31 protein-coding genes and 2 pseudogenes are annotated in these 26,660 nt (G+C 73.8%); 26 read left to right on the top strand and 7 right to left on the bottom strand.

Annotated features, from left to right (window positions below):
- Window positions 1-466: 466 nt before the first annotated feature.
- On the top strand, window positions 467-3,232 hold the full coding sequence (locus ACQ86J_RS27170; RefSeq protein WP_431267981.1) for an Rne/Rng family ribonuclease: 2,766 nt from the start codon (window positions 467-469) through the stop codon (window positions 3,230-3,232).
- A gap of 119 nt (window positions 3,233-3,351) precedes the next feature.
- A complete protein-coding gene (locus ACQ86J_RS27165; protein ID WP_431267980.1) occupies window positions 3,352-3,510 on the top strand; it encodes a hypothetical protein in 159 nt (52 codons plus the stop codon).
- A 129-nt stretch (window positions 3,511-3,639) separates the two neighbouring features.
- On the opposite strand, the gene ACQ86J_RS27160 is transcribed toward ACQ86J_RS27165, so the two are convergent.
- The 3 genes from ACQ86J_RS27160 to ACQ86J_RS27150 are packed head-to-tail and all read right to left on the bottom strand — an operon-like array spanning window position 3,640 to window position 4,680.
- Window positions 3,640-3,975 carry a hypothetical protein gene (locus ACQ86J_RS27160; protein WP_431267979.1) on the bottom strand — a complete coding sequence of 112 codons (336 nt, stop codon included), beginning with the start codon at window positions 3,973-3,975 and terminating at the stop codon, window positions 3,640-3,642.
- 38 nt (window positions 3,976-4,013) lie between these two features.
- Complete coding sequence (locus ACQ86J_RS27155; protein WP_431267978.1) at window positions 4,014-4,247, bottom strand: hypothetical protein; 234 nt, start codon at window positions 4,245-4,247, stop codon at window positions 4,014-4,016.
- Between the two features lie 10 nt (window positions 4,248-4,257).
- Entirely contained in the window at window positions 4,258-4,680 is a 423-nt protein-coding gene (locus ACQ86J_RS27150) for an antibiotic biosynthesis monooxygenase family protein (protein WP_431267977.1), read from the bottom strand.
- Window positions 4,681-4,945: 265 nt separating this feature from the next.
- Between ACQ86J_RS27150 and ACQ86J_RS27145 the strand changes: the two genes are divergently transcribed.
- Window positions 4,946-5,485, top strand: a complete 540-nt coding sequence (locus ACQ86J_RS27145) for an ArsR/SmtB family transcription factor (protein WP_431267976.1) — start codon at window positions 4,946-4,948, stop codon at window positions 5,483-5,485.
- 273 nt (window positions 5,486-5,758) lie between these two features.
- Window positions 5,759-6,751 carry an MFS transporter gene (locus ACQ86J_RS27140; protein ID WP_431267975.1) on the top strand — a complete coding sequence of 331 codons (993 nt, stop codon included), beginning with the start codon at window positions 5,759-5,761 and terminating at the stop codon, window positions 6,749-6,751.
- Between the two features lie 78 nt (window positions 6,752-6,829).
- Here ACQ86J_RS27140 and ACQ86J_RS27135 read toward each other — a convergent pair whose 3' ends face one another.
- The gene (locus ACQ86J_RS27135; RefSeq protein ID WP_431267974.1) at window positions 6,830-7,324 is read right to left on the bottom strand and encodes a hypothetical protein; all 495 of its coding nucleotides are present in this window, start codon (window positions 7,322-7,324) and stop codon (window positions 6,830-6,832) included.
- Window positions 7,325-7,423: 99 nt separating this feature from the next.
- On the opposite strand from ACQ86J_RS27135, the gene ACQ86J_RS27130 reads away from it, so the two are divergent.
- From ACQ86J_RS27130 to ACQ86J_RS27035, 20 genes and pseudogenes are all read left to right on the top strand, one after another.
- The gene (locus ACQ86J_RS27130) at window positions 7,424-7,597 is read left to right on the top strand and encodes a hypothetical protein (protein ID WP_431267973.1); all 174 of its coding nucleotides are present in this window, start codon (window positions 7,424-7,426) and stop codon (window positions 7,595-7,597) included.
- Between the two features lie 294 nt (window positions 7,598-7,891).
- On the top strand, window positions 7,892-8,122 hold the full coding sequence (locus tag ACQ86J_RS27125; RefSeq protein ID WP_431267972.1) for a hypothetical protein: 231 nt from the start codon (window positions 7,892-7,894) through the stop codon (window positions 8,120-8,122).
- A gap of 161 nt (window positions 8,123-8,283) precedes the next feature.
- Window positions 8,284-8,469: a Flp family type IVb pilin gene (locus ACQ86J_RS27120; RefSeq protein ID WP_431267971.1), complete on the top strand. Its 186-nt coding sequence runs from the start codon at window positions 8,284-8,286 to the stop codon at window positions 8,467-8,469.
- Window positions 8,466-8,972, top strand: a complete 507-nt coding sequence (locus ACQ86J_RS27115) for a prepilin peptidase (RefSeq protein ID WP_431267970.1) — start codon at window positions 8,466-8,468, stop codon at window positions 8,970-8,972. Before ACQ86J_RS27120 ends, ACQ86J_RS27115 begins: the two co-directional genes overlap by 4 nt.
- Window positions 8,973-9,134: 162 nt before the next feature.
- Window positions 9,135-9,404: pseudogene (locus ACQ86J_RS27110) on the top strand (Flp pilus assembly protein CpaB); the annotation flags it as partial.
- 76 nt (window positions 9,405-9,480) lie between these two features.
- Window positions 9,481-9,831 carry a Flp pilus assembly protein CpaB gene (cpaB, locus tag ACQ86J_RS27105; RefSeq protein WP_431272552.1) on the top strand — a complete coding sequence of 117 codons (351 nt, stop codon included), beginning with the start codon at window positions 9,481-9,483 and terminating at the stop codon, window positions 9,829-9,831.
- A complete protein-coding gene (locus tag ACQ86J_RS27100; RefSeq protein WP_431272551.1) occupies window positions 9,831-11,234 on the top strand; it encodes a type II and III secretion system protein family protein in 1,404 nt (467 codons plus the stop codon). Before cpaB ends, ACQ86J_RS27100 begins: the two co-directional genes overlap by 1 nt.
- Window positions 11,235-11,244: 10 nt before the next feature.
- Window positions 11,245-11,535 (top strand): hypothetical protein, encoded by a 291-nt coding sequence (locus ACQ86J_RS27095; protein ID WP_431267969.1) that lies wholly within the window; start codon window positions 11,245-11,247, stop codon window positions 11,533-11,535.
- Window positions 11,535-11,870 (top strand): hypothetical protein, encoded by a 336-nt coding sequence (locus ACQ86J_RS27090; RefSeq protein ID WP_431267968.1) that lies wholly within the window; start codon window positions 11,535-11,537, stop codon window positions 11,868-11,870. The genes ACQ86J_RS27095 and ACQ86J_RS27090 overlap by 1 nt, the downstream gene beginning before the upstream one ends.
- A 50-nt stretch (window positions 11,871-11,920) precedes the next feature.
- Complete coding sequence (locus ACQ86J_RS27085) at window positions 11,921-12,751, top strand: AAA family ATPase (protein ID WP_431272550.1); 831 nt, start codon at window positions 11,921-11,923, stop codon at window positions 12,749-12,751.
- Window positions 12,748-13,302: pseudogene (locus ACQ86J_RS27080) on the top strand (ATPase, T2SS/T4P/T4SS family); the annotation flags it as partial. The gene ACQ86J_RS27085 and the pseudogene ACQ86J_RS27080, both read left to right, overlap by 4 nt.
- Window positions 13,280-13,624, top strand: coding sequence for an ATPase, T2SS/T4P/T4SS family (locus tag ACQ86J_RS27075; RefSeq protein WP_431272549.1), 345 nt, complete (start codon window positions 13,280-13,282; stop codon window positions 13,622-13,624). The pseudogene ACQ86J_RS27080 and the gene ACQ86J_RS27075, both read left to right, overlap by 23 nt.
- A gap of 19 nt (window positions 13,625-13,643) precedes the next feature.
- Window positions 13,644-14,144 (top strand): ATPase, T2SS/T4P/T4SS family, encoded by a 501-nt coding sequence (locus tag ACQ86J_RS27070; RefSeq protein ID WP_431267967.1) that lies wholly within the window; start codon window positions 13,644-13,646, stop codon window positions 14,142-14,144.
- Window positions 14,141-15,088, top strand: coding sequence for a type II secretion system F family protein (locus tag ACQ86J_RS27065; protein WP_431267966.1), 948 nt, complete (start codon window positions 14,141-14,143; stop codon window positions 15,086-15,088). Before ACQ86J_RS27070 ends, ACQ86J_RS27065 begins: the two co-directional genes overlap by 4 nt.
- Window positions 15,085-16,011: a type II secretion system F family protein gene (locus ACQ86J_RS27060; RefSeq protein ID WP_431267965.1), complete on the top strand. Its 927-nt coding sequence runs from the start codon at window positions 15,085-15,087 to the stop codon at window positions 16,009-16,011. The genes ACQ86J_RS27065 and ACQ86J_RS27060 overlap by 4 nt, the downstream gene beginning before the upstream one ends.
- Window positions 16,008-16,478 (top strand): TadE/TadG family type IV pilus assembly protein, encoded by a 471-nt coding sequence (locus ACQ86J_RS27055; RefSeq protein ID WP_431267964.1) that lies wholly within the window; start codon window positions 16,008-16,010, stop codon window positions 16,476-16,478. The genes ACQ86J_RS27060 and ACQ86J_RS27055 overlap by 4 nt, the downstream gene beginning before the upstream one ends.
- 50 nt (window positions 16,479-16,528) lie before the next feature.
- On the top strand, window positions 16,529-17,038 hold the full coding sequence (locus ACQ86J_RS27050) for a hypothetical protein (protein ID WP_431272548.1): 510 nt from the start codon (window positions 16,529-16,531) through the stop codon (window positions 17,036-17,038).
- Window positions 17,035-18,501: a pilus assembly protein TadG-related protein gene (locus ACQ86J_RS27045; protein ID WP_431267963.1), complete on the top strand. Its 1,467-nt coding sequence runs from the start codon at window positions 17,035-17,037 to the stop codon at window positions 18,499-18,501. The genes ACQ86J_RS27050 and ACQ86J_RS27045 overlap by 4 nt, the downstream gene beginning before the upstream one ends.
- 11 nt (window positions 18,502-18,512) lie before the next feature.
- Window positions 18,513-18,743 carry a hypothetical protein gene (locus tag ACQ86J_RS27040; RefSeq protein ID WP_431267962.1) on the top strand — a complete coding sequence of 77 codons (231 nt, stop codon included), beginning with the start codon at window positions 18,513-18,515 and terminating at the stop codon, window positions 18,741-18,743.
- Window positions 18,744-18,975: 232 nt separating this feature from the next.
- On the top strand, window positions 18,976-19,779 hold the full coding sequence (locus ACQ86J_RS27035; protein ID WP_431267961.1) for a hypothetical protein: 804 nt from the start codon (window positions 18,976-18,978) through the stop codon (window positions 19,777-19,779).
- 10 nt (window positions 19,780-19,789) lie between these two features.
- On the opposite strand, the gene ACQ86J_RS27030 is transcribed toward ACQ86J_RS27035, so the two are convergent.
- The 3 genes from ACQ86J_RS27030 to ACQ86J_RS27020 form a co-directional block, all read right to left on the bottom strand.
- On the bottom strand, window positions 19,790-20,551 hold the full coding sequence (locus ACQ86J_RS27030) for a DUF4189 domain-containing protein (protein WP_431267960.1): 762 nt from the start codon (window positions 20,549-20,551) through the stop codon (window positions 19,790-19,792).
- 211 nt (window positions 20,552-20,762) lie between these two features.
- Window positions 20,763-21,932, bottom strand: a complete 1,170-nt coding sequence (locus tag ACQ86J_RS27025; RefSeq protein ID WP_431267959.1) for a pyridoxal phosphate-dependent aminotransferase — start codon at window positions 21,930-21,932, stop codon at window positions 20,763-20,765.
- A 9-nt stretch (window positions 21,933-21,941) separates the two neighbouring features.
- Window positions 21,942-23,489 (bottom strand): gamma-glutamyltransferase, encoded by a 1,548-nt coding sequence (locus ACQ86J_RS27020; protein ID WP_431267958.1) that lies wholly within the window; start codon window positions 23,487-23,489, stop codon window positions 21,942-21,944.
- Between ACQ86J_RS27020 and ACQ86J_RS27015 the strand changes: the two genes are divergently transcribed.
- Both ACQ86J_RS27015 and ACQ86J_RS27010 read left to right on the top strand, forming a co-directional pair.
- Window positions 23,449-24,873, top strand: a complete 1,425-nt coding sequence (locus ACQ86J_RS27015; protein WP_431267957.1) for a M48 family metalloprotease — start codon at window positions 23,449-23,451, stop codon at window positions 24,871-24,873. The two genes, ACQ86J_RS27020 and ACQ86J_RS27015, sit on opposite strands and share 41 nt — an antisense overlap.
- Complete coding sequence (locus ACQ86J_RS27010) at window positions 24,870-26,435, top strand: DsbA family protein (RefSeq protein WP_431267956.1); 1,566 nt, start codon at window positions 24,870-24,872, stop codon at window positions 26,433-26,435. The genes ACQ86J_RS27015 and ACQ86J_RS27010 overlap by 4 nt, the downstream gene beginning before the upstream one ends.
- The last annotated feature ends 225 nt before the right edge of the window (window positions 26,436-26,660 follow it).

The raw sequence follows: 26,660 nt of genomic DNA, 5'->3' as shown, positions 1-26,660 counted from the left end.
CATATCCCCACCCTTGGGAGGCTGTCGATGCGGCGCGCGGCACAGGCCTGGCATGGGGTCGCGGTCATCCGCCGCACCCGCGTTTCGCCGGGTCGCCTAGCCGGGTACCGCCCCAATGGGCAGGTCCGGCTCGCCCGACTCCGTCCTTGCGGGACCTGTCGCGCCAAGATCCTTGGCAGTCCCTGACCTGATCGGGATTGCCCCAGGTGCCAGCGTGACCGACGCCGCTTCACCCGCTTCCCGCGGGCGTCGCGCCTGGCGCGTGGGCACGAACCTGGGGCGCCGTCCCGGGCGACCGCCGCGCGCCGATCAGGCGCGCCGGAAGCCCGTGGCTGCCCCGCCGGAAGAGGACGGAACGCCGCCGCATGCCTTATGCCCGCGCCGCGCAGTCGTCCTCGACCGGGTCACGCCACCCCGATCCGCCCCGCCGCACCCAGGTGCCGCGGGGCGCGGAGCAACCGCTTCGATGACCAAGCGCATGCTGATCGACGCATCCCACGCGGAAGAAACCCGCGTGGTGGTGCTGGACGGCACAAGGCTCGAGGAATCTGACCTCGAGGCCGCCACCAAGCGACCGCTCAAGGGCAACATCTACCTGGCCAAGGTGGTCCGGGTTGAGCCCAGCCTGCAGGCCGCCTTCGTGGAATACGGCGGCAACCGGCACGGCTTCCTCGCCTTCAGCGAGATCCATCCGGACTACTACCAGATCCCCGTCGCCGACCGGCAGCGCCTGCTCGAGATGCAGGCCGCCGAGGCGCGCGAGGAAGAGGAGGACGAGGAGGAGGACTCCGTCCCCGAATCGGCGATGGACCGCGCCGCCGCCGAGGGCGAGGCGCGCCAGGCGGAGGAGCCCCAGCCGGAGGACACCGGCGCCGAGGGGCCGGAGGCCTCGGCGGCGGCCGAGGCCGCGCCGATTGCCCTCGAGGTCGAGCTGCAGGCCGCAACCGCCGAGCCGCCGGCCGACACCGCCGCGGAGCCTGACGCCGCCGCCGAGCCCGCCCCGGCGATCGAGGCCGAGCCGCAGCCGGACGCATCGGTCGCGCGCGGCACCGGCGACCAGCCGGCGCTGGACCTGCCAGCGGCCGAGGGCGCCGGCGAGCCGCCGCTGGCCAATGGCCACGACCACGGCAACGGCGCCGAGGAGGCGGAGGAGGAGGACGCCCCGCCGCCCGAGACCATCGGCGGCGAAGGCACCGAGGAGGTGGCGCGCGAGCGCCGCACCACGCCGCGCTTCATGCGCCACTACAAGATCCAGGAAGTGATCCGCCGCCGGCAGATCATGCTGGTCCAGGTGGTCAAGGAGGAGCGCGGCACCAAGGGCGCGGCGCTGACCACCTTCATCTCGCTGGCCGGCCGCTTCTCCGTGCTGATGCCGAACTCGCCGCGCGGCGGCGGCGTCTCCCGCAAGATCACCTCCTCGACCGACCGCAAGCGCCTGCGCGAGGTAATCGACGAGCTGCTGCTGCCGCAGGGCATGTCGCTGATCGTCCGCACCGCCGGCGCGCAGCGGCCGAAGCCGGAGATCCGCCGCGACTGCGAATATCTGCTGCGCCTGTGGGACAACATCCGCGAGCGCACGCTGCAGTCCACCGCGCCGGCGCTGATCTACGAGGAAGCCGACCTCATCAAGCGCAGCATCCGCGATGTCTTCTCCCGCGACGTCGAGGAAGTGCTGGTGGATGGCGAGGACGCCTTCCGCGAGGCGCGCGAGTTCATGCGGATGCTGATGCCGCAGCAGACCCGCAAGATCCAGCTGTTCCGCGATGGCGGCCTCTTCGCCCGGCACGCGGTCGAGCAGCAGCTTGACGCCATGCACTCGCCGAACGTGCAGCTGCGCTCGGGCGGCTACATCGTCATCAACCAGACCGAGGCGCTGGTCGCGATCGACGTCAACTCGGGCCGCTCGACGCGCGAGCGGCACATCGAGGACACCGCCTTCCGCACCAACATGGAAGCGGCGGACGAGATCGCCCGGCAGCTGCGGCTGCGCGACCTTGCCGGCCTGATCGTCATCGACTTCATCGACATGGAGTCGAGCAAGCATGACGGCATGGTGGAGCGCCGGCTGAAGGAGGCGCTGCGCTTCGACCGCGCCCGCATCCAGGTCGGCCGGATCAGCCATTTCGGCCTGCTGGAGATGTCGCGCCAGCGGCTGCGCCCCAGCCTGACCGAGACCACCTTCGTCACCTGCCCGCATTGCCAGGGCCGCGGCCAGGTCCGCAGCATCGAAAGCGGCGCGCTGCAGGTGCTGCGGGCGATCGAGGAGGAGGGCGCCAAGCGCCGCGCCGCCGAGATCGCGGTGCATGTCCACAGCTCGGTCGCGCTCTACCTGCTGAACCGTAAGCGCGACAAGCTAGCGCAGATCGAGGCCCGCTTCGGCATGGCCGTGGTCTTCGAGCCGGACGACACCCTGCTGCCGCCGACCCTCAGGATCGAGAAGCTGCGCGCTGCCGATCCGGGCCGGCCGATCGAAACCGGCCCGGCCGCGCTGCGCATGGACTACGCGCCGGAGGCCGAGCCGGAGGAGGCCGAGGAGCCCGAGGCGGCGGAAACCACCGAGGCCGATGCCGAGTCCCCGGCCAATCCGGAAGGCGAGACCGAGGCCGAGCGCGAGAACCGCCGCCGCCGTCGCCGGCGCCGCCGGCGTGGCGGCAACGGCACAAGGCCGGATGGCAGCCCCGCCCAGGATGCGGCCGGCGAGGGTGAGGAGGAAGAAGGCGAGGAGGACGAGGTCCAGGCCGCGGCCGAGCAGGGCCTGGATGGCCAGGGCGCGGCCGACCAGGGCATCGGCGACCAGGCCGGATCCGAACCGCCTGCCGCCGAGGCCGAGCCCTCGGCCGAGGACGCCGGGCCAGATGCCGAGTTGGAGGCCGAAGCCGAGGCTGCCCGCGAGGCGCAGCGCCGCCGTCGGCGCGGCCGGCGCGGCCGCGGCGCGCCGAATGGCCGCGAGGGCGACGAAGCCCCGCCGCCGCGGGCTCCGCAGCCGCAGCCCCAGGCCCAGCCGCGCTACATGGGTCCCACCCCGGCCGATCCCTTCGCCGGGCAGGTGGATGACATCCTGGCGGCGATGGAGGCGGCCGAGGCCGCAGCCGAAGCCGCTGCGACCGCCAGCCGCCGCGCCCGCGCCGCCATCCCGATCGCCACGGCGACCGTGAGCGCGGCACCGGCCGAGGAGGCGCCGGCCGAGGCGCTGCCGGTCGAGGCGCCCGGAGCTTCGAGGCCCACCCCCTGACCGAGCCCGCCGCGGCCGAGCCGGTAGCGGCGCCCGCCGCCCCCGAAGTCGAGGCGATCACCACCGCGCCGGAGGTCGGCCTGACCGAGGCGGCACTCTCCGACCCGGCGCCCACGCCGGTGGCGGCCGCCCCGACGCCCGAGCCCGAGCCGGCGCCCGCCCCGGTCGCCGCGCCCGAACCCGCCGAGACGGTGGTGCAGGGCCCCGTGGTGCAGCCCGTCAGCGTCGATGCGCTGGACGATGCCGCCCCACGCCGCCGTGGGTGGTGGAAGCGCTGATCCTCCGGGACGGGAGGGCCGACTGGTCCTCCCGGCCGACCAGGGTGCCGATACGCAGAAAGCGCCGGGCATGGCATGCCCGGCCTTTCCTGCATTCTCGGAGCCTGGGCGGCGGACGCCGCCCCGCCGTCAGGCGCGCACGGCGGCGGCCGGGGCGGCCGAGAGCCGCTGCAGGTCCCGCATGGTGGAGCGCAGCAGGCTGAGCTTGCCGGTCGAGAGCGGCCCGTCGCGTTCATCCCCGGCCCGGCGCACCACCGTCGCCAGCTTCACCATAACCTCCGCCAGGGTTCCGGCCGGTGCCTTGGCCAGCGCGGTGATGGCGCGTCCCTCGGCCTCGACCAGCAGGTCGAGCAGGTCCTCGTCCGCGGTCTCCGCGGTCTCGACCTGGATCAGCCGGGCGGACAGGGCGGCGATGTCCGGCTGCGGGGCGGCCGGCGCGGTGCGGAAGGGGATGACCTGGGACATGAATGGCATTCCTGGCAGGAGGTAGGGGCTCGGAGAGGTCAGGCGAGGGCCAGGCCGGCGCCGTTCTGCACAGGCAGGACGCAGGCGGTGGGGCATTGGGTGACCCGGCCGCCGCGCGCGGCGAAGGCTGCGAGCATCGCCGCGACCTCCGCTTCGTGCGGCGGGGGCAGTTCCTTGCAGCGCGCCTTGTGCGCAAGCATGGTTGCCAGACTGGACCGGCGGGCCTGGGCGGCGGCGGCGGCGGCGGACAGGGGACGGGTGGCGCTGCTCATCTGACAGACCTCACGAAACCGCGATCTGTAGATTGAATACAATCTGACGAAATCGTGAGCAAGCCCTTTTTCGGGCTCCCGCCCTACCAGCCGTGCAGCGCCAGGGAATCCGCCGGCGCCTGGTCCCGCCGCTCGGCCATGCCGTAGTCCCGCAGCACGGCGGCGACCCGCAGCCGGTAGCCGGCGAAGATTCCTCCCGCCCCGCGGCCTGCGAGCCGCGATGGCCGGGATGGATACGCCAGCACGCGACCGCGGCCTCGTCCTCCCAGAAGGACAGGCTGACCAGCTTCCCCGGATTGCTGATGCTCTGGAACCGCTCGACCGAGATGAAGCCCGGCACCTTCTCGAGCTCCGGCTTCAGCCGGGCGGCATGCTCCAGATAGTCCTCGAACCGCCCCTCGGCGGGCTCGACCTCGAAGATCACGGCGATCATGGCGGCACTCCCTTACCGGGCGAGACTGGCATGGCCCCGGCCCGCCTGTCCTTCGCGCGGGCCCGAAGCGCGACACCGCGCTCCAGGCTAGGCTGCGCCGCATGACCAGCCCCGCCGCCTTCGCCGCCACTGCCGCCCTGCTCGCCGAGCCGCCCCGCGCCGCCATGCTCCAGGCGCTGCTCTCGGGCGAGGCGCTGACCGCCGGGAGCTGGCCCGCGTCGCCGGCATCGGCGCCCCGGCCGCCAGCGCGCATCTGGCGCGGCTGGTGGAAGGCGGGCTGGTCACGGTCCACCCGCAGGGCCGCCACCGCTACCATCGGCTGGCCTCGGAGGAAGTCGCCGCGGCACTCGAGACGCTGGGCGGCCTCGCCGCCGCCATGGCCCCGCCGCCCCGCCGCTGGCCGCATGGCGAAGCCTTCCGCAGCGCCCGGCTCTGCTACGACCACCTGGCCGGGCGGCTCGGCGTCGCCGTCCATGCCGGGCTGACCGGCCGCGGCTGGATCGCCCCGGCGCCGGGCGGCTGGGCGGCGACCCCGGCCGGGGAGGCCGGGCTGGCGGCGCTCGGCATCGACCTCGCCGCCGCCCGCCAGGCGCGGCGCTTCGCCTGCGATTGCATGGACTGGTCGGAGCGGCGGGCGCATCTGGCCGGCGGGCTGGGGCGGGAGATCGCCGCCTGCTGCCTGCGCCGACACTGGGTCTCCCGCCTGCCGGGCGAGGGCGAGGGCGACCCGCTGGCCCGCCGCCGCCTGGCGGTGACGCCGGAAGGCGCGCGGCGGCTCGGCGAGGCGCTCGGGGTCGCCGCCTGATGCCGCTGGATGCCAGGGACGCGCCGGGCCTCGCCCCGGCCACGCGGCTGCTGCTCGCCCTCGCCCTGATGACCGGCGCCAGCCAGTTCCACCGCGCCGCGCTCGGCGTGGTGGGGCCGGAGCTGGCGGCGGCGCTGGGGGCCGGGCCGGGACTGCTCGGCGCCGCGAACGGCGCCTTCTTCCTCGCCCTGCTGCTGCTGCAGGTGCCGGTCGGCCTGGCGCTCGACCGCATCGGGCCGCGGCGGACGGTGGCCTCGGCTTGCGGCACCGGCGGTGCTCGGCGCGTTGGGCCAGGCGCTGGCGCCGGATGCGGGGTGGTTCCTCGCCGCGCGCTTCCTGCTGGGCTTCGGCTGCGCCGCCTCCTTCATGGCCTCGGTCGTGCTCTGCGCCCGCTGGCATGCCGGGCCGGGGCTGACCACCGCCCTCGCCCGAGTCTTCGCATTGAGCCAGGGCGGCATCCTGCTGGCGGGGGCGCCCTTCGCCGCGGCCACGGCAGTCTTCGGCTGGCGCGGCGCCTATGCGCTCTCGGGCCTGATGACCATCGGCCTCGCCGCGCTCTGGTGGCGCTGGGTGCGGGACGACCCGCCGGACCGGCCGCCGCCGGCACGCCCGGGCGAGACGCTGGCCGGCGCGCTGCGCGGCCAGCTGACGGTCTGGCGGACGCCCGGACTGCTGCCGGTGCTGGCGATGCACCTGGTCGGCTACGCCGCCATGGCCACCGTGATCGCGGTCTGGGCCGGGCCCTACCTGTCCGAGGTGCATGGCCTCGCCCCCGGCCCGCGCGGCGCGGTGCTGTTCGGCATGGGGCTGGCGCTGATCTTCGGGCTGCTCGGCGTCGGGCCGCTGGAGCGCCGGCTGAACACCCGCAAATGGCTGGTCGCCGGCATGGCCTCAGGCGCGGCGCTGACCCTGGCGACGCTCGGGCTTTGGCCGCAGCCGCCGCTGGTCCTGGCGGTCGCGCTGCTGGTCGGGCTCTGCCTGTTCTCCTGCTACCCGGTGGTGGTGGTGGCGCATGGCCGGTCGCTGTTTCCGGACCACCTGGTCGGGCGCGGCGCGACTACGGTGAACCTGGCGCAGACCCTCGGCAGCGCGGCCCTGCCGGCGGTGACCGGCTGGGCGGTGGCCTTCGCCCCTGCCGACGCGGCCTGGCCGATCGCCTTCGGCACCCTGGCCCTGGCGCTGCTGCTCGGCCTGGCGGGCTACCTGACCGGCCGGGACGCGCCGCCGCGGCCTTCGAACAGATCCCGATCGGACGGAATCACCTGACCAAGCGAAAATGCTTGCAATATCACGAAGCTAGAGCGGTTGCTTTGAATCATGGCGAAGGGGAACCGGTCAGGCGGCTCAGGCGTCCTCCTCCGGCGCCCCATCCAGCACCCGCTCGATCCGCGGCCAGACCCGCTTGAAGACCTCCTCAAAGGCGGCCTGCTGCGCCGGGTCGCCGAGCGGCGCGGCGGTGTCGGGGTGCAGCTCGCGCGCCAGCAGCCGCCGCAGCGCCGCGATCTGCTCGCGCGGCACGGCCAGCGCCGCCAGCCGCGCCTCAGCGGCGGCGGCGCGGCGGGCGGCGGCCTCCGCCTCTATCCGCAGCCGGGCGATCTCGGCCCAGGGATCGGCCGCGGCCGGCGCGGCTTCGGCCCAGCGCCGCCGCCGTTCCCCCAGCACCGGATGCGCGCCGTCCGGCCCAGCCGGGCCGACCACGCCCTCCGCCTCCAGCCGTCGCAGGAAGCTAGCCGCTGCGGCCGGCGTCGCGTCCAGCCCGCGCGCCATGCCCTCGAGCGTCAGCCGTACCTGGCCGCGCACCCAGGGCAGCGCATCCTCGTAGCGCAGGAAACGGGGCATCGGCGGGCCGGCCTTTCATTGGCAGTCTGGTCAATCCCATGTCCTATAGCCGTCCGATGATGACCTGGACGCGAGATCCGGCCGTTTCTTGTTCTGCTGATGATCACAGCGCCCGCCGCCCGGGCCGAGGACTGGGGTGCCTGCCGGGCGGCGGTGGAGGCGGCCGAGCGCGAGGCCGCCCTGCCCCCGGCCTGCTGCACGCCATCGCCCGCACCGAAAGCGGCCGACGCGACCCCGCGACCGGCCGCGTCGAGCCCTGGCCCTGGGCGCTGAATGCCGCCGGCATGGGGATGCACGCGTCCAGCCGCGCGGAGGCCATCGCCACCGTCGCCGCGCTGCAGGCCCGAGGCATCCGCTCGATCGATGTCGGCTGCCTGCAGGTGAACCTGCTGCACCATCCGGGCGCCTTCGCCTCGCTGGAGGACGCCTTCGACCCCTCGGCCAATGCGCGCTACGCCGCCCGCTTCCTGCGCGGATGCAGGGCCGCGCCGGCGGCGGGAATGGAGCCAGGCAGTCGCTTGGTACCATTCGGCGACACCCGAGCGCGGCGAGGCCTACCGGCTGCGGGTGATGGCCAACCTGGGCGCTCCGGCTGCGCTGCCTCTCTCCGCGCCGCGCCTGCCGGCCGTGCTGCGGCCCGACCCGGTGGCGCCGCTGCTCTCCCCGGTCGCGCTGCGCATCCCGGTCTTCGTGCCGCAGGCCCTGGCGCGCCCGGTCGCACCGGCGGGTCCGGCGGTGGCGAAGCCGGTGCCGCTGCTGGGCACCGGGCCGCGGGTCATCACCCTGCGGGGTGGCTGACCGGTGGATGGCTTCCACTCGCAATGGTTGAGAAAGACATCTCGTCGCAAGGTGTAAATAGTTAATCGCAGTCTCAATTGCATATCATAGATAGAAAAAAGTACGACCTCTTCGGGCACCCGGATCGTCTCCCGGGCTGCCGCCAGCACGAAGGAGGTCCCATGTCCCTGACGTCCCTGTATCTCTCCGCCCGCAGCCTGGTCACCGACCGCAAGGGCGTCACCGCGCTCGAGTACGGTCTGATCGCCGCGCTCATCGCCACCGTCATCATCGGTGCGGTCACCGCGCTCGGCACCAATGCCTCTGCCATGTTCCAGAACATCGCCGACAAGATCGCCGGCAAATGAGCCCGATCGCCGGCGGGGCCCTGGGCCTCGCCGGCATCGCCCTGCTGGCGGCAGCGCTGCATGACGTCGCCGCGCGCACCATCCCGAACCGCCTCAGCCTCGCCATCGCCTGCGCCGGCCTCGCCGCGCGTGGCTTGGCCGGCGACCTGCTGCCGAGCCTGGTCGCCGCCGGCCTTGTCTTCCTCCTGGCCCTGGCCGCCTGGCGCTGCCGGGTGATGGGCGGCGGCGACGTGAAGCTGCTGACCGCCTGCGCCCTGCTGGCGCCGCCCGCCGCGGTGCCTGGCCTGCTCCTGGCGGTCGCGCTCGCCGGCGGGCTGCTGGCGCTCGGCTATCTCGTGCTGCGGCCGCTGGTGCCGGTGCCCGCTTCAGCGCCCGTCCCGGCACGGCCCGCCCCGCTGCTCGCCCGTGCCCGGCGGGCCGAGGCCTGGCGCATCCGCCGCCGCGGCCCGCTGCCCTACGGCGTCGCCATCGCTCTTGGGACTTTCTTCACGCTCCTTGGCTGAAGGTGCGGCCCATGCTGCTCCGCATCCTCCTCTTCGGCCTTCTCACGCTCGGCCTCGCCGGCTTCGGCGGCGTCGCCTGGTACAGCCTGCAGCCCGGTCAGCCCCCCGTCGTGGAGGCGCCGCCGCCTCGCCAAGGCCGGCTTCCTGGTCGCCGCGCGGCCGTTGCGCGCCGGCGCCCTCATCAAGCCGGAGGATTTCACCGTCCAAGAGCTGGAGATCGACGCCGCCCCCGCCGGCGCCCGCCGCGACAGCCGGGAGGCACGGGCCGAACTGTTCGGCGCCATGGTCCGCCGCAGCCTGCCGCCCGGCGACCCGATGCTGGCCGAGGACGTGCTGCGTCCCGGCGACCGCGGCTTCCTTGCCGCCGTGCTCGGGCCCGACATGCGCGCGGTCTCGGTGGGCGTCGATGCCGTCTCAGGCACGGCCGGGCTGATCTGGCCGGGCGACCGCGTCGACGTCGTGCTCACCCAGCAGCTTCAGCGACGACAACCTGCCGGCCTATCGCCGCGTGGCCGGGGAGACGGTGCTGCCCGACATCCGCGTCATCGCCATCGACCAGGCCCTGATGCAGGGCGCCATGGGCGAGGGCCCGGAGAGCAACCGCCAGGTCCGCACCGTGACGCTCGAGGTCACGCCGAAGCAGGCGGAGCGCGTCGCGGTGGCGACCCGGCTCGGCCGGCTGGCGCTGGTGGTCCGCTCCGCCAGCGGGGCGGAGGCCCCAGCCGAGACCGACGCCACCATCACCTGGGGCGGCGATGTCTCGCCGGCGCTCCGCGCCGGGCGGGGCGCCGCCGATGTCCAACCCCAGACCCTGCAGATCTTCCAGGGTGCCGCAAAACGCGAGGAGTTCCGCTTCTGATGCGCATCGCCGGATTTCTGGCGCTGCTCCTGCCCGCGCTGGCCGCGGCGCAGGACGCGCCGCCCCCACGCCCCGCCGCGCCGCCCATCCGGCAGGTCACGCAGGAGAACAGCGCCGCACTGCGCGCCGGCCTGCCGCTGGCAATCGAAGCCGGGGCGGGCCGCATCCTGCAGCTGAACCGCGCCGCCGGCTCGGTCTTCGCTGCCGATCCGCGGGTCGTGGAAGTGCGGCCGGCCAGCCCGACCAGCCTCTTCCTCTTCGGCGTGGCGCCGGGCCGCACTACGATCGCCGCCATAGACGGCCAGGGCAATCCGGTCGCGCAGTACGAGGTTACGGTTCGCCCCTCAGGCTTCGGTGCGGGAGAGGCGCAGTCGACCATCGCCCGCCTGCTGCCCGGCAACCGCATCCGTGCCGAGCAGCGCGGCAACGGCATCGCCCTGCACGGCGAGGTGGCGACCGCGGCCGAGGCCGACCAGGCCGCCAGCATCGCCCGCGGCTACCTGGCCGAGGGGCAGCAGCTTGACAACCGGCTCTCGGTGCTCGGCCAGGTGCAGGTGAACCTCCGCGTGCGCATCGCCGAGGTGTCGCGCGAGGTGACGCGGCAGCTTGGCGTTGACTGGCAAGCGGTCGGCCGGTCCGGCAATTTCGCACTCAGCCTGCTGACGCGGAACGCGTTGTTCGACGCGATCAACCCGTCCAGCACGATTGTCGCCGGCTGGACCGACGGCAAGTCCGACATCAACGGCATCATCGACGCGCTGGCGCAGGACCGTCTGATCACCGTGCTGGCCGAGCCGAACCTGACCGCGATGAGCGGCGAGACCGCGAGCTTCCTGGTCGGCGGCGAATTCCCCATCCCCGTCGCGCTGCGCGACAACGTCGTCACCGTGCAGTTCAAGCAGTACGGCGTCAGCCTGGCCTTCGTGCCGACGGTGATGTCGCAGGGCCGCATCAGCCTGAAGGTCCGGCCCGAGGTCAGCGACCTGACTGAACAGGGCGCGGTCCGCCTCAGCTCCGGCAATTCCTCGATCCAGATCCCCGCGCTGACGGTGCGGCGGGCGGAGACGGTGGTCGAGCTCGGTAGCGGCCAGAGCTTCGCCATCGCCGGCCTGCTGCAGGACAACGCCCGCACGCTGGGCCGAGCGCTGCCGGGGATCGGCGAGGTGCCGGTGCTCGGCGCGCTGTTCCGCTCCGACCGCTTCCAGCGGAACGAGACCGAGCTGGTGATCATCATCACCCCTTATGTCGTCCGTCCGGCGAGCGAAGCCGTGGCGCTGCGCGCCCCGACCGATGGCTATGTGCCGCCCGACGATGCCGACCGCATCCTGCTGTTCCGCCAGATCGCCCGCCAGCGCGGCCTGCCACCGCGGCTGCCCGGCGAGGCCGGCTTCGGCCTGAACTGAGGAGGCCGTCATGCGCATCCGCCTACTTCTGGCCCTGCCGCTGCTGGCGACGACCGCCGGCTGCGACATCTTCGATCCCTACAAGCGGGAGGGCACGTGGCGGCCCACCGCCGCCAATGAGCGGAACCTGGCGACCATGGCCGTGATCCCGGCCGAGCGGGTGCAAGGCACCGGTGCGGCCGGTGCCGCTGGCTTCACCGCCGCCGGAGCGATCGACCGGCTGCGGGTCGACCGGGTGAAGCCGCTGCCGGATACCGGCCTCGCGCGGATCATCACCGTGCCCGGCGGAGGCGGCAACTGATGCCCGACCATCCCTTCCCCGATCCGCCCGAGGACCAGCAGCACCGGCCGGAACGCAAGCCGTTGGTCTGCTTCGCCGCCGACGCCGAGACCGAGGAGGCGCTCCGCACCGGCCTCGGCGACACGGTGCGGCAGGACGCCGAGTTCCGCCGCGCCGACATCACTCGCGCCATCACTGCACTGCGCGAGATGCCGACCCCTGGACGCTGGTGGTCGATGTCGCCGGCCATCCGCAGCCGCTCGCCGCGCTCGAGGACCTGTCGCAGGTGGTCGAGCCCGATGTCCGGGTGCTGGTGGTGGGCGACCGCGAGGATGTCGGCTTCTACCGTCAGCTGACCCGCGGCCTCGGCGTTGCCGACTACCTCTACAAGCCGCTGACCGCCGCAATGGTGGCGGAGAATTTCGGCCCCGTGGTCGCCCGCCGCCGCTTCGCCGCGGCGCCGGCGCGCGGCGGCCGGCTGCTGACCGTGACCGGGGTGCGCGGCGGGGTCGGCGCCTCCACCATCGCCGCCAACCTCGCCTGGTACCTGGCCAATATCGCACACCGCCACAGCGTGGTGCTGGACGCCGACCTGCATCGTGGCACCCAGGCGCTGCTGCTCTCGGCCCAGGCCGGGCCTGGCCTGCGCAACGCGGTCGAGCATCCGGACCGGGTCGACGAACTCTTCGTCGAGCGCGCGGCGACCGCGGCTGGCGACCGTCTGCACCTGCTGGCGGCCGAGGAGGCGCTGAGCTCGCCGCTGGCCTATGCGCCGGGTGCGGCGGAACGGTTGGTGGCGATGCTGCGCCGCCGCTACAACTTCATCCTGGCCGATGCCCCCTTCGCCGCGGATGGCATGGAACGCGAGCTGCTGGACCTGGCGCAGCACCGCATCCTGGTGCTGGAGCCGACCCTGGCCTGCCTGCGCGACACGCTGCGATTGCTGCAACTGGAACCGGGGCCGGGCCAGGCAAACCGGCCGCTGCTGGTGCTGAACCGCGCCGGGCGCAAGGGCGGCCTCTCCGCCCGCCAGGTGGCCGAGGCGCTGAAGCTCGCCCCCGACATCGTCGTGCCAGACCTGCCGAAGCGACTGGAGGAGGCGGCGACGCTCGGCCAGCCCGCGGCGGCCGCAGGCGGCCCCTTCCGCGAGGCGATCGCCCGGCTGGCCCGCGCCGCCGGCGGCGTGGCTGAGGATGCGGCGCCCCGCAAGGGCCTGCTGGCACGGTTCCGCCGATGAGCAACGCCCTCGTTCCCAGCTTCGGCCGGCGCCGGCCGGAACCGGCCCCGAGCCCGGCCGGGCCGGTCATGCGCCAGGTGCCGGAGCCAACCGCCCCGGCCGCGCCTGCGGCCAGGCCGGGCCCGGGCGCCGGCGCGCCGCTGGCCGAATTGCGCGCGCTCTGCCTTGCCCGCATCGACCCTTCCAGCGTCGCCACCATGGCACCCGACCGGCTGGCAGCCGAGGTCGAGCGGCTGCTGGCCGAGGTGGCGACCGAGCAGCGGCTGCAGCTGAACGCGCGAGAGCAGCGGCAGCTCGCGCTCGACCTCGTGGACGACATGCTCGGCCTCGGCCCGCTCGAGCCGCTGCTGGAGGACGAGGCCATCACCGACATCATGGTCAACGGCCATGACAAGGTCTTCGTCGAGCAGCGTGGCAAGGTGGTGCTGTCCGGCATCCGCTTCCGTGACAACCAGCACCTGGCCAATATCGCCCAGCGCATCGCCGCAGCGGTCGGTCGCCGGATCGACGAGAGCAGCCCGATGGTCGATGCCCGGCTGGCCGATGGCAGCCGCGTCAACATCGTCTTTCCTCCGTTGGCGATTGACGGGCCGGCGGTCTCCATCCGGAAATTCTGCCCGCCGCGTCATCGACTTCGACAAGCTGGTCGAGTTCGGCGCGCTGACCCGACCGATGGCGAAGGCGCTGCAGGTGGCCGCGCGCTGCCGGCTGAACGTCGTCATCTCGGGCGGCACCGGATCCGGCAAGACAACCATGCTGAATGCCCTCAGTCGCATGATCGACCAAGGCGAGCGGATCGTCACCGTCGAGGACGCGGCGGAATTGCAAGCTGCAGCAGCCGCATGTGGTGCGGCTGGAGACGCGGCCGCCTAGCCTCGAGGGCCGCGGCGAAGTGACCCAGCGCGACCTTGTCCGCAACGCGCTGCGGATGCGGCCCGACCGTATCATCCTCGGCGAGTGCCGCGGGCCGGAGGCCTTCGACATGCTGCAGGCGATGAACACCGGCCATGACGGCAGCATGAGCACGGTGCACGCGAACACCTCGCGCGACGCGCTGATCCGCGTCGAGAACATGGTGATGATGGGCAGCTTCGGCCTGCCGACCCGGGCGATCCGCACGCAGATCGCCAGCGCCGTCGACCTGATCCTGCAGGTGGAACGCCAGCGCGACGGCTCTCGCCGCTTGGTCCAGGTCACCGAGCTGGTTGGGCTGGAAGGCGATGTCTTCACCCTGAACGACATCTTCCAGCTGGAGCACGAGGGCGAGGACCAGGACGGACGCCTGCGGGTTCGCTGGAAGGTCAGCCGCGCCCGGCCGGCCTTCCTGCCGCGCCTCGCCTATTTCGGCCAGGACCGCGCCTGGGCCGCGGCGCTCGAGGAAGCGGAGCGGTGAAGGGGGTGTTCCTCGCCGGCAGCGGGCTGCTCGGGCTCGGCCTGCTGGTCGTGCTCGGCCTCGGCGCGCTGCAGCGCCAGGACCGGCGACGGGCGCGCGTCACTGCCGTGGTCGGGCCGCATCGCCCGGCCGGCATGGTCGCGCCGCCACGGCGGCACTGGCTGCTCGACGCGGCGGAAGGGGCATGGCTGGTCCGCCTTGCCACGCTGTTCGGCCTGCGACTGGACCGTGTGGCGGAATACCCGGTGCGCTGGTGGATCATCCCGCTGGTCGCACTGCCGGCGGCGCGTGCCGCGGCCGGGCTGGCGGCGCTCCTCGGCGGCGACCTGCTGCTGCTGGCGACGCCCGCCTTCTGGTTCCTGTTCTGCCGCTGGGCCTTCGGCTGGCTGGACACCAGGCGGATCGAGACGCTGTTTCGCCAGTTCCCCGATGCGCTCGGCATGGTCACCCGCGCCGTCCGCGTCGGCATCCCGGTCAGCGAGGCGATCCGCGCCGTCGCGCGGGAGGCGCCGAAGGAGACCGCGGCGGAGTTCCAGCGCATCGCCGACCGGCTCTCAATCGGCCTGCCGATCGACCAGGCCCTTGGCGAGACCGCGCATCGCAACGGCGTGCCGGAATACCGCTTCTTCGCCACCGCGCTGTCGCTGCAGAGCCAGACGGGCGGCGGCCTGGGCGAGACGCTCGAGAACCTGGCCGAGGTGATCCGCAAGCGCGTCGCGCTGAAGGAGCGCGGCTATGCCCTGGCGGCGGAGGCGCGAACCTCGGCCGGCATCCTGGCCGCCCTGCCCTTCTTCACCGCCGGCGTGCTGGCGGTGCTCAGCCCGGGCTATGTGGCGCTCCTGTTCAGCGACCCGGGCGGGCAACGCATCCTGGCTGCCGCCATCGGCCTGCTGCTGATCGGCATCCTGGTGATGCGCGGCATGATCAAGCGGTCCCTGTCATGACCCCGGCGCTGCTCGGTGCCGGTGCGGCGGCGCTGCTCAGCTTCGGCCTGCTCCTCGCTTGGCTGCTGCGCGCCATTGGGCGAGAGCAACGGGTCGGCGAGCGCCTGCTCGCGGTGCAGCGCAGTGCCGGGATCGATCAGGTGGCGCTGCCCTGGTCGGCGCGGCGGGCGGTCCTGCGCGGCCTGGCCGGGATCGGCCGCCTGCTGACCGGCGGCGGCATCCTGTCCGGCCGGACGGTGGAGGAGCTGGAGCAGACCCTGATGGCCGCGGGCTTCCGCGGCGACCGGGCACTGGCCATCTTCGTCGGCGCCAAGGTTCTGCTCTTCCTCGGCCTGCCACTGGCCGCCGCCGCCGCGCTGCAGGCGCTTGGCGCCGGGCAGAAAGCCTGGACCATTGGCTTGCTGGCGGCGGCGATCGGCGGGCTGCTGGCGCCGGACATGGTGGCGAAGCGCCTCCGCAAGCATTACCTGCGGGAGCTGGAGCGCGGCCTGCCGGACGCGCTCGACCTCATGGTCATCTGCTCGGAAGCCGGCCTCGCGCTGGAAGGCGCGGTGGAGCGCGTGGCGACCGAGATCGGCCCGGCCAACCGCGCCGTTGCCGCCGAATTCGCCGTCTGCAGCAGCGAGCTGCGGATTCTGTCCGACCGCCGCGCGGCGCTGATGAACATGGCCGAGCGCACCCGGCTGGAGCTGCTGCGCCGGCTCGGCACGACCCTGGCGCAGACGCTGCAATACGGCACGCCGCTGACCCAGGCGCTGCGCACCCTCTCGGCCGAGATGCGGCAGGACCAGCTGGTGCGGTTCGAGGCGCGCGCGGCGAAGCTGCCGGTGCTGCTGACCGTGCCGATGATCCTCTGCATCCTGCCGACGCTGTTCCTGGTGGTCGCCGGGCCGGCCATGCTGCAGGCCTCCCGCCTGTGGTGAGGCGCCTGCTGCAGGATGCGCGCGGCGCCACGGCGGTGGGATTCGCCCTCGCCGGCTCGGCCTTCTTCGCCGTGCTGCTGCTGATGACGGAGGCCTGCTGGCAGGTGGCGACCGGCGCCGCGCTGGATGCGGGTGGACGGGAAGCGGCGCGCTGGGCCGCGACCGGCCAGGCGCCGCCGACCGGATTCAACGCGACCGGCTATGTCGCCGACACCATCCTGAAGACCTCCGGCCTGCCGCTCAGCTCGGCCGGACTCAGCGTGACGGCGGAAAGCTTCCCCGGCTTCGGCAGCCTGGCCACACCCGGGGCCGCCAAGCCCGGTCTCGGCGGGCCGGGCGACGTGGTGCGCTACACCGTCGTCTATCGCGGCCGCGGCCTGACCCCGCTCGGCCGCGCGCTGCTGCCGCTCGGCGTTCTGCAGATCCAATTCGTGATCCTGGCGAAGAATGAGCCTTATCCGGCATAGCTGACCCGCGGCGCGGCGCGGCGGCGGTTGAATTCGCCCTGCTCGTCCCGCTGCTCATCCTGCTGTTCGGCGCGACGGCGGAGATCGTCGTCCATATCCGCACCAATTTCCGGCTGGAACGCACGGCGGCCGAGGTGGCGAATGTCGCCAGCCAGTTCGATGCGCTGGCCCCGGCCGATATCGCCGGCCTGTTCGACGCGGCCAAGGCGATCGCAGCACCCGTGCTCGCTTGGTCCAACGGCACCGGCACCGGCCGCGCCCGGACGATGATCGGCGTGGTCAGCGGCACGGCGTCCGGCAACAGCCTCGCCTGGTCCTGCTCGCGCGGCGATGCCGGGCTGGTCAGCCTCGTCGCCGGCAAGGCCGCCCTGCCGAACGGGTTCGTGGTGCCGAACGGCCAGAGCGTACTGGTGGTGGAGGTGATCAACGCGGTGACGCCCTGGTCCATCATGGCGGCGCCAATCTTCTTCGGCACGGCGGGGCCCGGCCCGGTGCGGACCTACGCCATCGTCCGGCCGCGCACCGCGGCGCTCACCAGCATCGGCGGGGCCTGCCCATGAAGCGCCTCGGCCGTCGCGGCAACATCGCCATGCTGGTGGCGCTGCTGGCGGTGCCGCTGGTCGGCATGGTCGGCATCGCCACGGATGGCGCCCGCGCCTGGCTGCTGCGGTCGAGGCTGCACACCGCACTCGACGCCGCGGCGCTGGCCGGGGCGCGCAATATCGCCCTGCCGGCGGCGCAGCGGGATGCCGAGGTCGCGGCGATGTTCTGGACCAATCACGGCGTGCGTGGCACCGGCTACACGCCGGCCAAGGCCACCGGCACCGCCTGGCGCGGCTTCCTCGACGCCTCGACCACGCTCGATCCCCCGCTCGCGGTCGACAGCAGCACAATGCGCGTGACCGCCCGCGCGGTGCTGGACACCACCTTCGCCCGGGTCATGGGCATCCGGACGCTGACCGTCGCCGCCGCAGCCGAGGCGCGGCGGGCCGATATGGGCATGGAACTGTCGCTGGTGCTCGACGTCACCGGCTCGATGGGCGCGAACCTCACGCCGAGCCCGATTGGCAGCGCCACGACCAACGGCACCAACATCGACGCGCTGCGCCTCGCCGCCGCCGACCTCGTCGGCATCCTGTACGGGACGCGGGAGACGGTGCCGAATCTCTGGGTCTCGGTGGTGCCCTACACCACCACCGTGAACATCGCGCCGCAGCGCACCGGCTGGCTCGATCCCGGCAGCCGCGACCTGACGCGCTACGCGCCGCGCGGCTGGACCGGCTGCGTCGAGGCACGCGCGGCGACAGGCAACGACCAGACCGATGCGCCGCCGGGGAGCGAGCCGTTCAAGCCCTTCTTCTGGGCCTCCACCCTCGGCAAGTACACGCTGAAGAACGGCGGCGCGGCGGTGCCGGGCGACAACGACTGGGCGGCGTCGCTCACCGGCACGAACGGCATCTCCGAGATGTACCAGGACGTGCGGGAGAACAACAATTCGGGCCCGAACGCAGGCTGCCCACAGGCTCCGATCCTGCCGCTGACGGCGGCGAAGACCAGCGTGCTGGCACGCATCATGGCGCTGCGCTCCACCTTCAAGGGCGGCACGATGCACAATGTCGGGCTGCAGGCCGGCTGGTTCACCCTCAGCCCGCGCTGGCGCGGGCTCTGGACCACCGGCGCGCTGGATGCCGGGGCGGATACCAGCCCTGCCACGCTGCCGCTGAACTACGGGACGCAATACATGCAGAAGGTCGTCGTGCTGATGACCGACGGCCAGGCGAACTGGAACGACTGGGGCGGCGGCGCCCCGGCGACTGCAGCGATACCAGCACGAGCAACGCCGCGACGCCGGCCGGCGCGCCGCCGCTGCGGCCGCTCGGCTGCCCGAAATCAGGCTATCCGGGGAACGTCATCCTCGCCGCCGGCGCGCCGCCGATCCAGGACGCGTCGGGCAACAACAACACTGACTATTCCGGCCATGGCCGCCGGCTGGAAAATCGCCTCGGCATCACCCCGCCGCTGACCGCGGCACGGATGACGAGCGAGCTGAACACCCGCATGTCCAATCTCTGCGCCGCGATGAAGCGGCAGGGAATCATCGTCTACACCATCACCTTCAACCTGACCGAGGCGGCGACCCAGGCGCTGTTCCGCGGCTGCGCCAGCCAGCCGGACTACTGGTTCAACAGTCCGACCCAGGCCGACCTGCGCAACGCCTTCCGGCAGATCGGCTCGCAGCTGGCCAATCTGCGCCTGGTGCGATGAGCGATCTTCACCACGCGGCAAGACCTGCCGGGGTAATCGATGGGGGAAAAGGACCCGTGCCGAAAATGGTACTCAACATCCCGCCGCGGCGCCGCGCCCGCACCACGTTCCTACTGTTCCTGCCGCTGCTGCTGGCCGCCTGCCAACCGGCGCGGAAGCCGGACTCCTCTCGCTCGAAAGCCGGCTGCGGCTGGCCGCGACGCTCGACGGCCCGCGCGGCGGCGTCGCCTCGGTGGAGGTGCTGCGCGAAGCGGTGCAGCAGCGGCCGCAGGACGGCGCGCTGCGCGAGAAGCTGGCCATGGCGGCCGAACGCGCCGGCCGGGACGGCGAAGCAGCGCAGGCGTTGCGCGAGGCGATCGGGCTGCTCGGGCCGACGCCGCCGCGGCTGATGGCGCTCGGCCGGCTCGAGCTGCGGGCCGGCAACACCGCCGCTGCGGCCGCGGCCTTCGCGGAGGCCAATGCGCTCGCCCCCGGCAATGCCGCGGCGCTCGGCGCGCTCGGCCTGGCGAAGGACCTGTCCGGCGACCCGGCGCAGGCGCAGGAAGCCTACCGGGCAGCCCTGCTGCTGGCGCCGCGGGACTGGGGCATCCGCGCCAATTACGCCATGTCGCTGCTGCTGAGCGGCCAGGCCCGGACGGCGGCGGAGGCGTTGGCGGAAGCCGAGTACGCGCCGGATGCGCCACGCCGGGCCCGGCACAACCTGGCCCTCGCTTTGGCTGCCACCGCCCGGCCGGACCGCGCGGTGCGGCTGCTGCGGCTCGACATGGGACCGGCCGAAGCCGCAGCCATGGGCCAGGAGCTCACGGCGATCGCCGGGCAGCTCGATCCGGCGCCGGCCCCGCCGCTGCCGCCGGTGGCGCGCCGCGCCGCCAGCCGGGCGGTCGCGCCGGCGCAGGGACGCCTGGCCCAGCTCCGCCCGGAGATCGTGCGGGAGGAATTGCCGCCCCTGCCCGGCCCGCCCCCTTCGCCCCGGGCGCAGCCTGGGCCCGCCGCCGTGCAGGCGCTGTTCCTACCAGGCGAGGATCCGCCGGCCTGAGCCGGCCGGCTCAGGGCCTGCCGCAGGAACTGGCGACCACCTCGCAGCCGGTGGTGCGCTCGCGCGACCGGCACTCATCCATCGCCATCCCCTCGGCGGCTTCCCGCGTCGGCCCGCTGCCGGCGGCGGCATAGCTGACCGAATAGGTCCGCGGGTCGGCGGTGCGGAACAGCCCGAGCGTCCGCCGTGCCTGCGCCACCGCGCCGCAGCGGTCGGCGAACTCCAGCGCGGCCCGGCAGGGGGCGCCGCGTGCACCGCAGGCGGATTGCGCCTGGGTATGGGCCGCAAGCCGGTCGGCCACCCCAACGGTGAGGCCGAAATCGGTGCCCGGCGCCGCAGCCAGGTAGGCGGCGCCCCAGCCGCGACCAGCCGGCGCCGCCACCGCGGCGCCGCCGGCCGAGGCGGCAAGTTGCGCGCCCCGCGCCGCGGGCGGGGGCGCCGCCGACGAAGCCGGGGGCGCGGCGGCAGCATAGGGCAGGCCGCGCGCGGCCGCCGCCGGGACGGCCTGGGCCGGCGGCGCGGCCCGCCGGGCCTCGGCCTGGGTCGAGGGCCGGCTTCGCAGCCGGGAAGCCGGCGGCGCTTGCTGCGGCCGAGTGGCGCCGGCGGCGCGATCGTAGTCCTGCGAAGCATTGCAGCGGATCAGGCAGGCCTGGATCTCCGGCCGGTTGTCGCGCACCTGTCGCGAGACGGCGCCGCATTGCTGCGCGCAGGCACCGCTGACCGCGAGGGTCTGGGCCATCGCCGGCCGCCCTGCCGGCAGCAGCACCGCCATGGCGAGCAGCCAGCCGAGGCGGCTACCGCCCCACCGTCTGCCGGCCGCATCCCAGGCTCCCCGTCGCCCCATCTGGTCCCCATCCGGTCCGGCGGGTGTAGCCGCGCCAATCTGGAGTTGATGGTCCCGAGATAACGATCGCGAGGCCGTGCGGCAAAGCCTCAGTCACGCTCGGCTCTCGATTATGTGTGCCATCACACATCGCAGGGCTTCAGCGCCCGAGCCAGGCCGCCAGCCGGGCAGGCGCCGCCGCCATGTCCGCCTCCGGCCCGCAATAGCTGAAGCGCAGGAAGCGCCCGCCTCGCTCACGGTCGAAATCCACTCCCGGCGTCGCGGCGATCCCGGCCTCGGCCAGCATCCGCTGGCAGAAGGCGACCGAGTCGTTGGTCAGGTGCCCGACATCGGCCCAGAGGTAGAAGGCGCCGTCGGCGGTGGACAGCCGGTCGAACCCGGCCCGCGGCAGCGCCTGCAGCAGGGTGGCGCGGGAGCGCCGGTAGGCGGCGATATTGGCCTCCGGCTTCTCCCGACAGTCGAAGGCCGCCTCGGCCGCCACCTGGGCGACATGCGGCGCCGAGATGACCATGTTCTGCGCCAGGCATTCCACCGGCCGCACCAAGTCTTCCGGCAGCACCAGCCAGCCGATCCGCCAGCCGGTCATCGAGAAGTACTTGGAGAAGCTGTTGACCACGATGGCCGAGGCCGAGACGGCCACCGCCGTGGTCTCCGGTACCTCGCCGTAGCTCAGCCCATGATAGATCTCGTCCGAGATAAGCCGTACCCCGGCGCGCTCGCACCAGGCGGCGATGGCGGCGAATTCGGCCGGCGGCAGCATGGTGCCGGCCGGGTTGCAGGGGCTGGCCAGGATGAGGCCGGCCGGCGGCGGGTCCAGTGCCTCCAGCATGGCGACCGTCGGCTGCCAGCGCGTCTCCGGCCCGCAGGGGATCAGCTGCGGATGCATGCCGAGCGCGGTCAGGATATTCGCGTAGGGCGGGTAGAAGGGCGTCGCCATGGCGACACGGTCACCCGGGTCGAAGGCGGCCAGGAAGGCCAGCGGGAAGGCGCCGGAGGCGCCGACCGTCACCGCCACCCGCTCCATCGGTACCGCCGCGCCGTAGCGTTCGGCATAGTGGCGGGCGATCCGGGTGCGGAGCGAGCGTAGCCCGAAGGCCTCGGTATAGCCCATCGGCGCGCCCGCCTGCAGGGCGCGGATCGCCGCCTCGGCGGCGCCGCGCGGGGCACCGGTGCCGGGCTGGCCGACCTCCATCCGCAGGATTCCCGGGGCGCCGGGCGGCAAGGCCGCTGCCTGGGCATTGGCCGCGCTGATCACGTCCATCACCAGGAAGGGCGGCGCTGCGGCGCCCCGGCCGGTCTTGAGCGCCACCCCCGCCTCCTACTGGTCCACCGCGCCGAGCGAGACGCCGGCGCCACGCGGGTCGGTCACCGCGAGGCAGCGGTCCGGCCGCCCCGGCAGGTAGTTGGTGCAGGCGGCGAGCTGGGTCCGCGCCGTGCCCGGGGCACCGCCTTCCAGCGCCGCATCCGCCGGCAGGGCGCGCAACAGCTGCAGCGCCGCCGGCCCGGCCACCCCGATCGGCGCCGATTCCTGGCCGGAAGCCGCGGCGGCCAGCCGGAAGCCGCGCAGGTTGGGATTGTAGGCGATGGCAGCGGAGAGCAGCGGCGGCTGCACCGCGCCGATTCCCGGCGCCGCGGCCAGCAGGAAGCCCATCCCCGGCACCACGCGCCCGGTGCCGAAGAGGTTGTTCATGGTGAAGGCGCAGGACACGGCGATGCCCTGGCGATCGAAGGCGACCAGCCCGGCCGAGGCCGGCAGCGCGCCGAGCCGCCCGGGCGGCAGGTCGGCGGCGGCGACCAGCGCCTTCGGATCGCCGCCGCGGGCACGCCAGGCGGCGCCGACGGCTAGGCCGCGCGCATTGGCCTGGGCGATGTCCGCGCCGCCCCGCAGCGCCTCGAAGGCGGCGGCGGCGGCGAGCCCGCCATCGGCCGGCGGCGGCAGGAAGGCGATCCGGTCGCCGCCGCGGGAGGCGTAATCGAGTGGCGCCAGCAGGTCCGGCAGCGCCGCGCGCAGCTCGTCCAGGGTCAGGTTGCCGCCGACCGTGCGGGAGGTCTCCTCCAGCCGCCGGGCCAGCACGCCCTGGTGCATGTCGCCGACCCCGGCCAGGCGAAGCTGGCCGAGCGTGCCGGCCAACTCGGCCTGGATGATGGTCTCGCCCGCCTGCTTCGGGCCGCCGCCCGGGCGGCCGAAGATCGCCTGCGCCGTCGGGTCGGCCAGCAGCGGGCCGGAGACGGCCGCGAGGTCGGCGGCCAGGCCGCGGCTGACCTCGGTGCCGAAGCGGGCGCGCTGCTCGGCCGGGGCGATCAGCTCCTCGAAGGGGCGGCTGGAGCGACGGGTGTGCAGAGCGAAGAGGCCGCGCGCCAGCAGCGGCACCGCCGCCGGGCGGTCGGCGCCGGCCGGGATGCCGGCCCGGCCACCGGGCAGGAACATGACGGCCTCGACCGCCGCCTTCCGCGGGTCGAAGACCAGGCAGGCGCCGCCGCCGCCGATCCCGACCCGGGACGGCAGGGTGACGGTCATCATGAAGCCGGCGGCGACCGCCGCATCCACCGCCGTGCCGCCGGCCGAGAGCACCTGCCGCCCGGCCAGCGCCGCGGCCGGGTCCTCGGTGGCGATGCCGCCGAGGAAGCCGCGGACGAAGCCGGGCTGGCCCTCGGCCGGGCCGCTCGGGCCGAGCGGGTTCAGGCTGGCCAGGGTCTCGCAGCCGGGCAGCGCCAAGGCGGCCATGGCCAGCAGGGCGGCGCGCAGGCCGCGGCCGGCCGGCCGGGGCGAGGCCGTCGCCTGCCCTCCTGGGCGGCCCCGGTCACCCTGGGGTATGACGCCCGGCATGCGGAAGGCGTGGGCCCTGTTCTCGGCGCTGCTGGTCATGCTGGCGTCCCTGGTCCCTTCTCTCGCGCCGATCGCGGCGCGGGCCCAAGGCGGCGCGTCAGCGGTGGTCACGATCCGCGACGCCGAGACGGAGGCCTTCCTCCGCGGCATAGCGCATCCGCTGTTCCGCGCCGCCGGTGTGGACCCCGCCCTGGTGCGGATCACGCTGGTGCAGGCGCGGCCCATAAACGCCTTCGTCACCAGCGGCAACCGCATGTTCATCAACACCGGGCTGATCCAGCAGTCCGGCAGCGTCGCGGAGCTCGCCGGGGTGCTGGCGCACGAGACCGGCCACATCGCCGGCGGCCATGTTGCGCGGCTGCCGGAGGAGATGCGGAACGCCTTCATCCGCTCCATCGCCGGGATGCTGCTGGGCGGCGCCGCGGCGGTCGGCGGCGGCCGCAATGTGGGCGGCAATGCCGGGGCCGCCATCATGCTCGGCAGCCAGACCATGGCGATGGGCGAGCTCTATGCCTTCACGCGCGCCCAGGAACAGGCGGCCGACCAGGCCGGCGTCGCCTATCTGGACCGGCTCGGCTGGTCGTCCCAGGGCCTCGCGACGCTGCTCGGCCGGCTGCGGGAGCAGGAGATGCTGGCGGTCGGCCGGCAGGACCCCTATTTCCGCACCCATCCGCTGTCGCGCGACCGGCTGGAATTCGTCACCGAGCACCTCGCCCGCAGCCGGCTGGCCGAGGCGCCCTGGCCGGCGGCGCTCGAGGGCGGCTACCGGCTGGTCCGCGCCAAGCTGGACGGCTTCATCGACCCGCCGATGACGACCTGGAAGCGCTACCCCGAAAGCGATTCGAGCCCCGCCGCCCGTTATGCCCGGGCGATCGCGCAATACCGGTCCGGCCGCACCGACCAGGCGGTCGCGCTGCTGGCGCCGCTGCTGGCGGAGCAGCCGGGCAATCCCTGGCTGCGCGAATTGCAGGGCCAGATCCTTTTCGAGGCGGGCCGCCCGCGCGAGGCGGTGGCGCCGCTGCGCGAGGCGGCGCGGCTGGCACCCTCCGAGGCGCTGATCCGCACCGCGCTCGGCCGGGCGCTGATGGAGACGGGCGAGCCGGCCCTGCTCCGCGCCGCCGCGGGGGAGTTCGAGGCCAGCCTCCGGATCGAGCGCGACAACGGCTTCACCTGGCGGCAGCTCGGCATCGTGCATGGCCGGCTGGGCCAGGGCCCGCAGGCCGACCTGGCCCTGGCGGAGGAGGCGATGCTGGAGGGCGACTTCCCCAAGGCCCGCCGCCTCGCCCGCCAGGCGGAGGAGGCCTTGCCCCCCGGTCCGCTGAAGTTGCGCGCGCAGGATTTGCGCGAGGCGGCGCGGCGGGACAACCTGACCAAGGAACAGCGCGAGCAGGACGACGCGATGCGCAGGAGACAACCCCGGTGACACGCCCCATCCTGCTGGCCCTCGCGGCCGGCCTCGCCTTGGCCCCGCCGGCCTTTGCCCAGGGTTTCTCGCCGGAGCAGCGGCGGGAGATCGTCGATGTCCTGCGCGACGCCCTGAAGCAGGACCCGTCCATCCTGCGCGACGCGCTGATGGCGCTGGAACAGGCCGAGACCTCCGCCAAGGCCGAGGCCCAGCGGGCCGGGATCGCGGCGCAGGCCACGGCGCTGTTCCGCAACCCGGAGGACCCGGTGAAGGGCAATGCCCAGGGGGCGGTGACCATCGTCGAGTTCTTCGACGCCCGCTGTGGCTACTGCAAGCAGATGGAGCCGGTGGTGGACCAGATGCTGCGCCGGCAGAAGGATGTCCGGCTGGTCCTGAAGGACCTGCCGATCCTCGGCCCCAACAGCCTGCTGGCCAGCCGCGCCCTGCTCGCGGCCCAGCGCCAGGGCAAGTATGCCGAGTTGCACGACGCGCTGATGAAGCTGCGCGAGGAACCGGCCGAGCCGGTGCTGAAGCGGGAGGCGGAGCGGCTCGGGCTCGACTGCGGCGCGGCTGCGGCGGGACATGGACGACCCGGCGATCGGCCGGCGGCTGCAGGAGAATACCCGCCTCGCCGGCGCGTTGCGGATCGAGGGCACGCCGGCGCTCATCATCGGCGACACGCTGGTGCCGGGCGCCGTCGACCTCGCCACGCTGGAGCGGCTGGTGGCGGAGGCGCGCGAGAAACGCGGGGGCTGACCGCCATGCCGCATTTCCTCTGCCAGACCTGCAGCATCCAGTTCGCCGAGAGCGAGCAGCCGCCGGCCGCCTGCCCGATCTGCGAGGACGAGCGGCAATATGTCCCGGCCCGCGGCCAGCAATGGACCACGCTGGACCGGCTGCGGGGCGGCCATGCCAACACCTGGCGGGCGCTGGAGCCCGACCTGCTGGCGATCCGCAGCGTCCCCGCGGTGGGGATCGACCAACGGGCGCTGCTGGTGCGGACGCCGGCGGGCAACCTGCTCTGGGACTGCATCGCCCTGCTGGACGCGGCGACCATCGCGCTGGTCCGGGCGCTCGGCGGGCTCGCGGGCGTCGCGCTGTCGCATCCGCACTACTATTCGACCATGGTCGAATGGGGCCGCGAATTCGGCGTCCCCGTCTGGGTCCATGCCGCCGACCGGGAGCACGTGACGCGGCCCGACCCCTGCCTGCGCTTCTGGGAGGACGATGCGCAGCCGGTGCTGCCCGACATCACCCTGCACCGGCTGGGCGGGCATTTCGCCGGCGGCGCGGTGGCGCATTGGCGCGGCGGCGCGGAGGGCCGCGGCGCGCTGCTGTCCGGCGACATCCTGCAGGTCCTGCCCGACCGCCGGCATCTCGGCTTCATGCGCAGCTATCCCTGCCTGATCCCGCTGCCCGCGGCCGAGGTGCGGCGGATGGCCGGGTACTGCGCCGGGCTGGAATGGGAGGCGATCTACGGCGCCTTCCACGAGCGGGAGATCCTGGCCGGCGGCAAGGCGGCGCTGGCCCGCAGCGCCGAGCGCCACTGCGCCTGGGTCGAACGGATGGTGGAGCCCTGAGGCAGACGGCGAAGCCCCGCCGGGGTTTTAGGGTTTGAGCCTCAAGCCGGCTCAATTGCCCTCAAACCGATTGAGGCCGGTCCGGCCCTTTTCGGCGCTTCGCCAGGCTTTCCGCAGCCTGCCGCCGAGCCTGCCTTTGGATTTTTGGAATCTGAGCTTTTCAATCCCGGCTCGCGACGGGCCGCCCGGGCGCCGCGGGCAGGCGCGGCTGCTGATTATATTCCT

Source organism: Dankookia sp. P2 (assembly GCF_050632255.1).
In the GTDB taxonomy this organism is placed as follows: domain Bacteria; phylum Pseudomonadota; class Alphaproteobacteria; order Acetobacterales; family Acetobacteraceae; genus Paracraurococcus.
The sequence above is the reverse complement of the archived record's forward strand: the minus strand, read 5'-3'. Positions and strand labels throughout refer to the sequence as shown.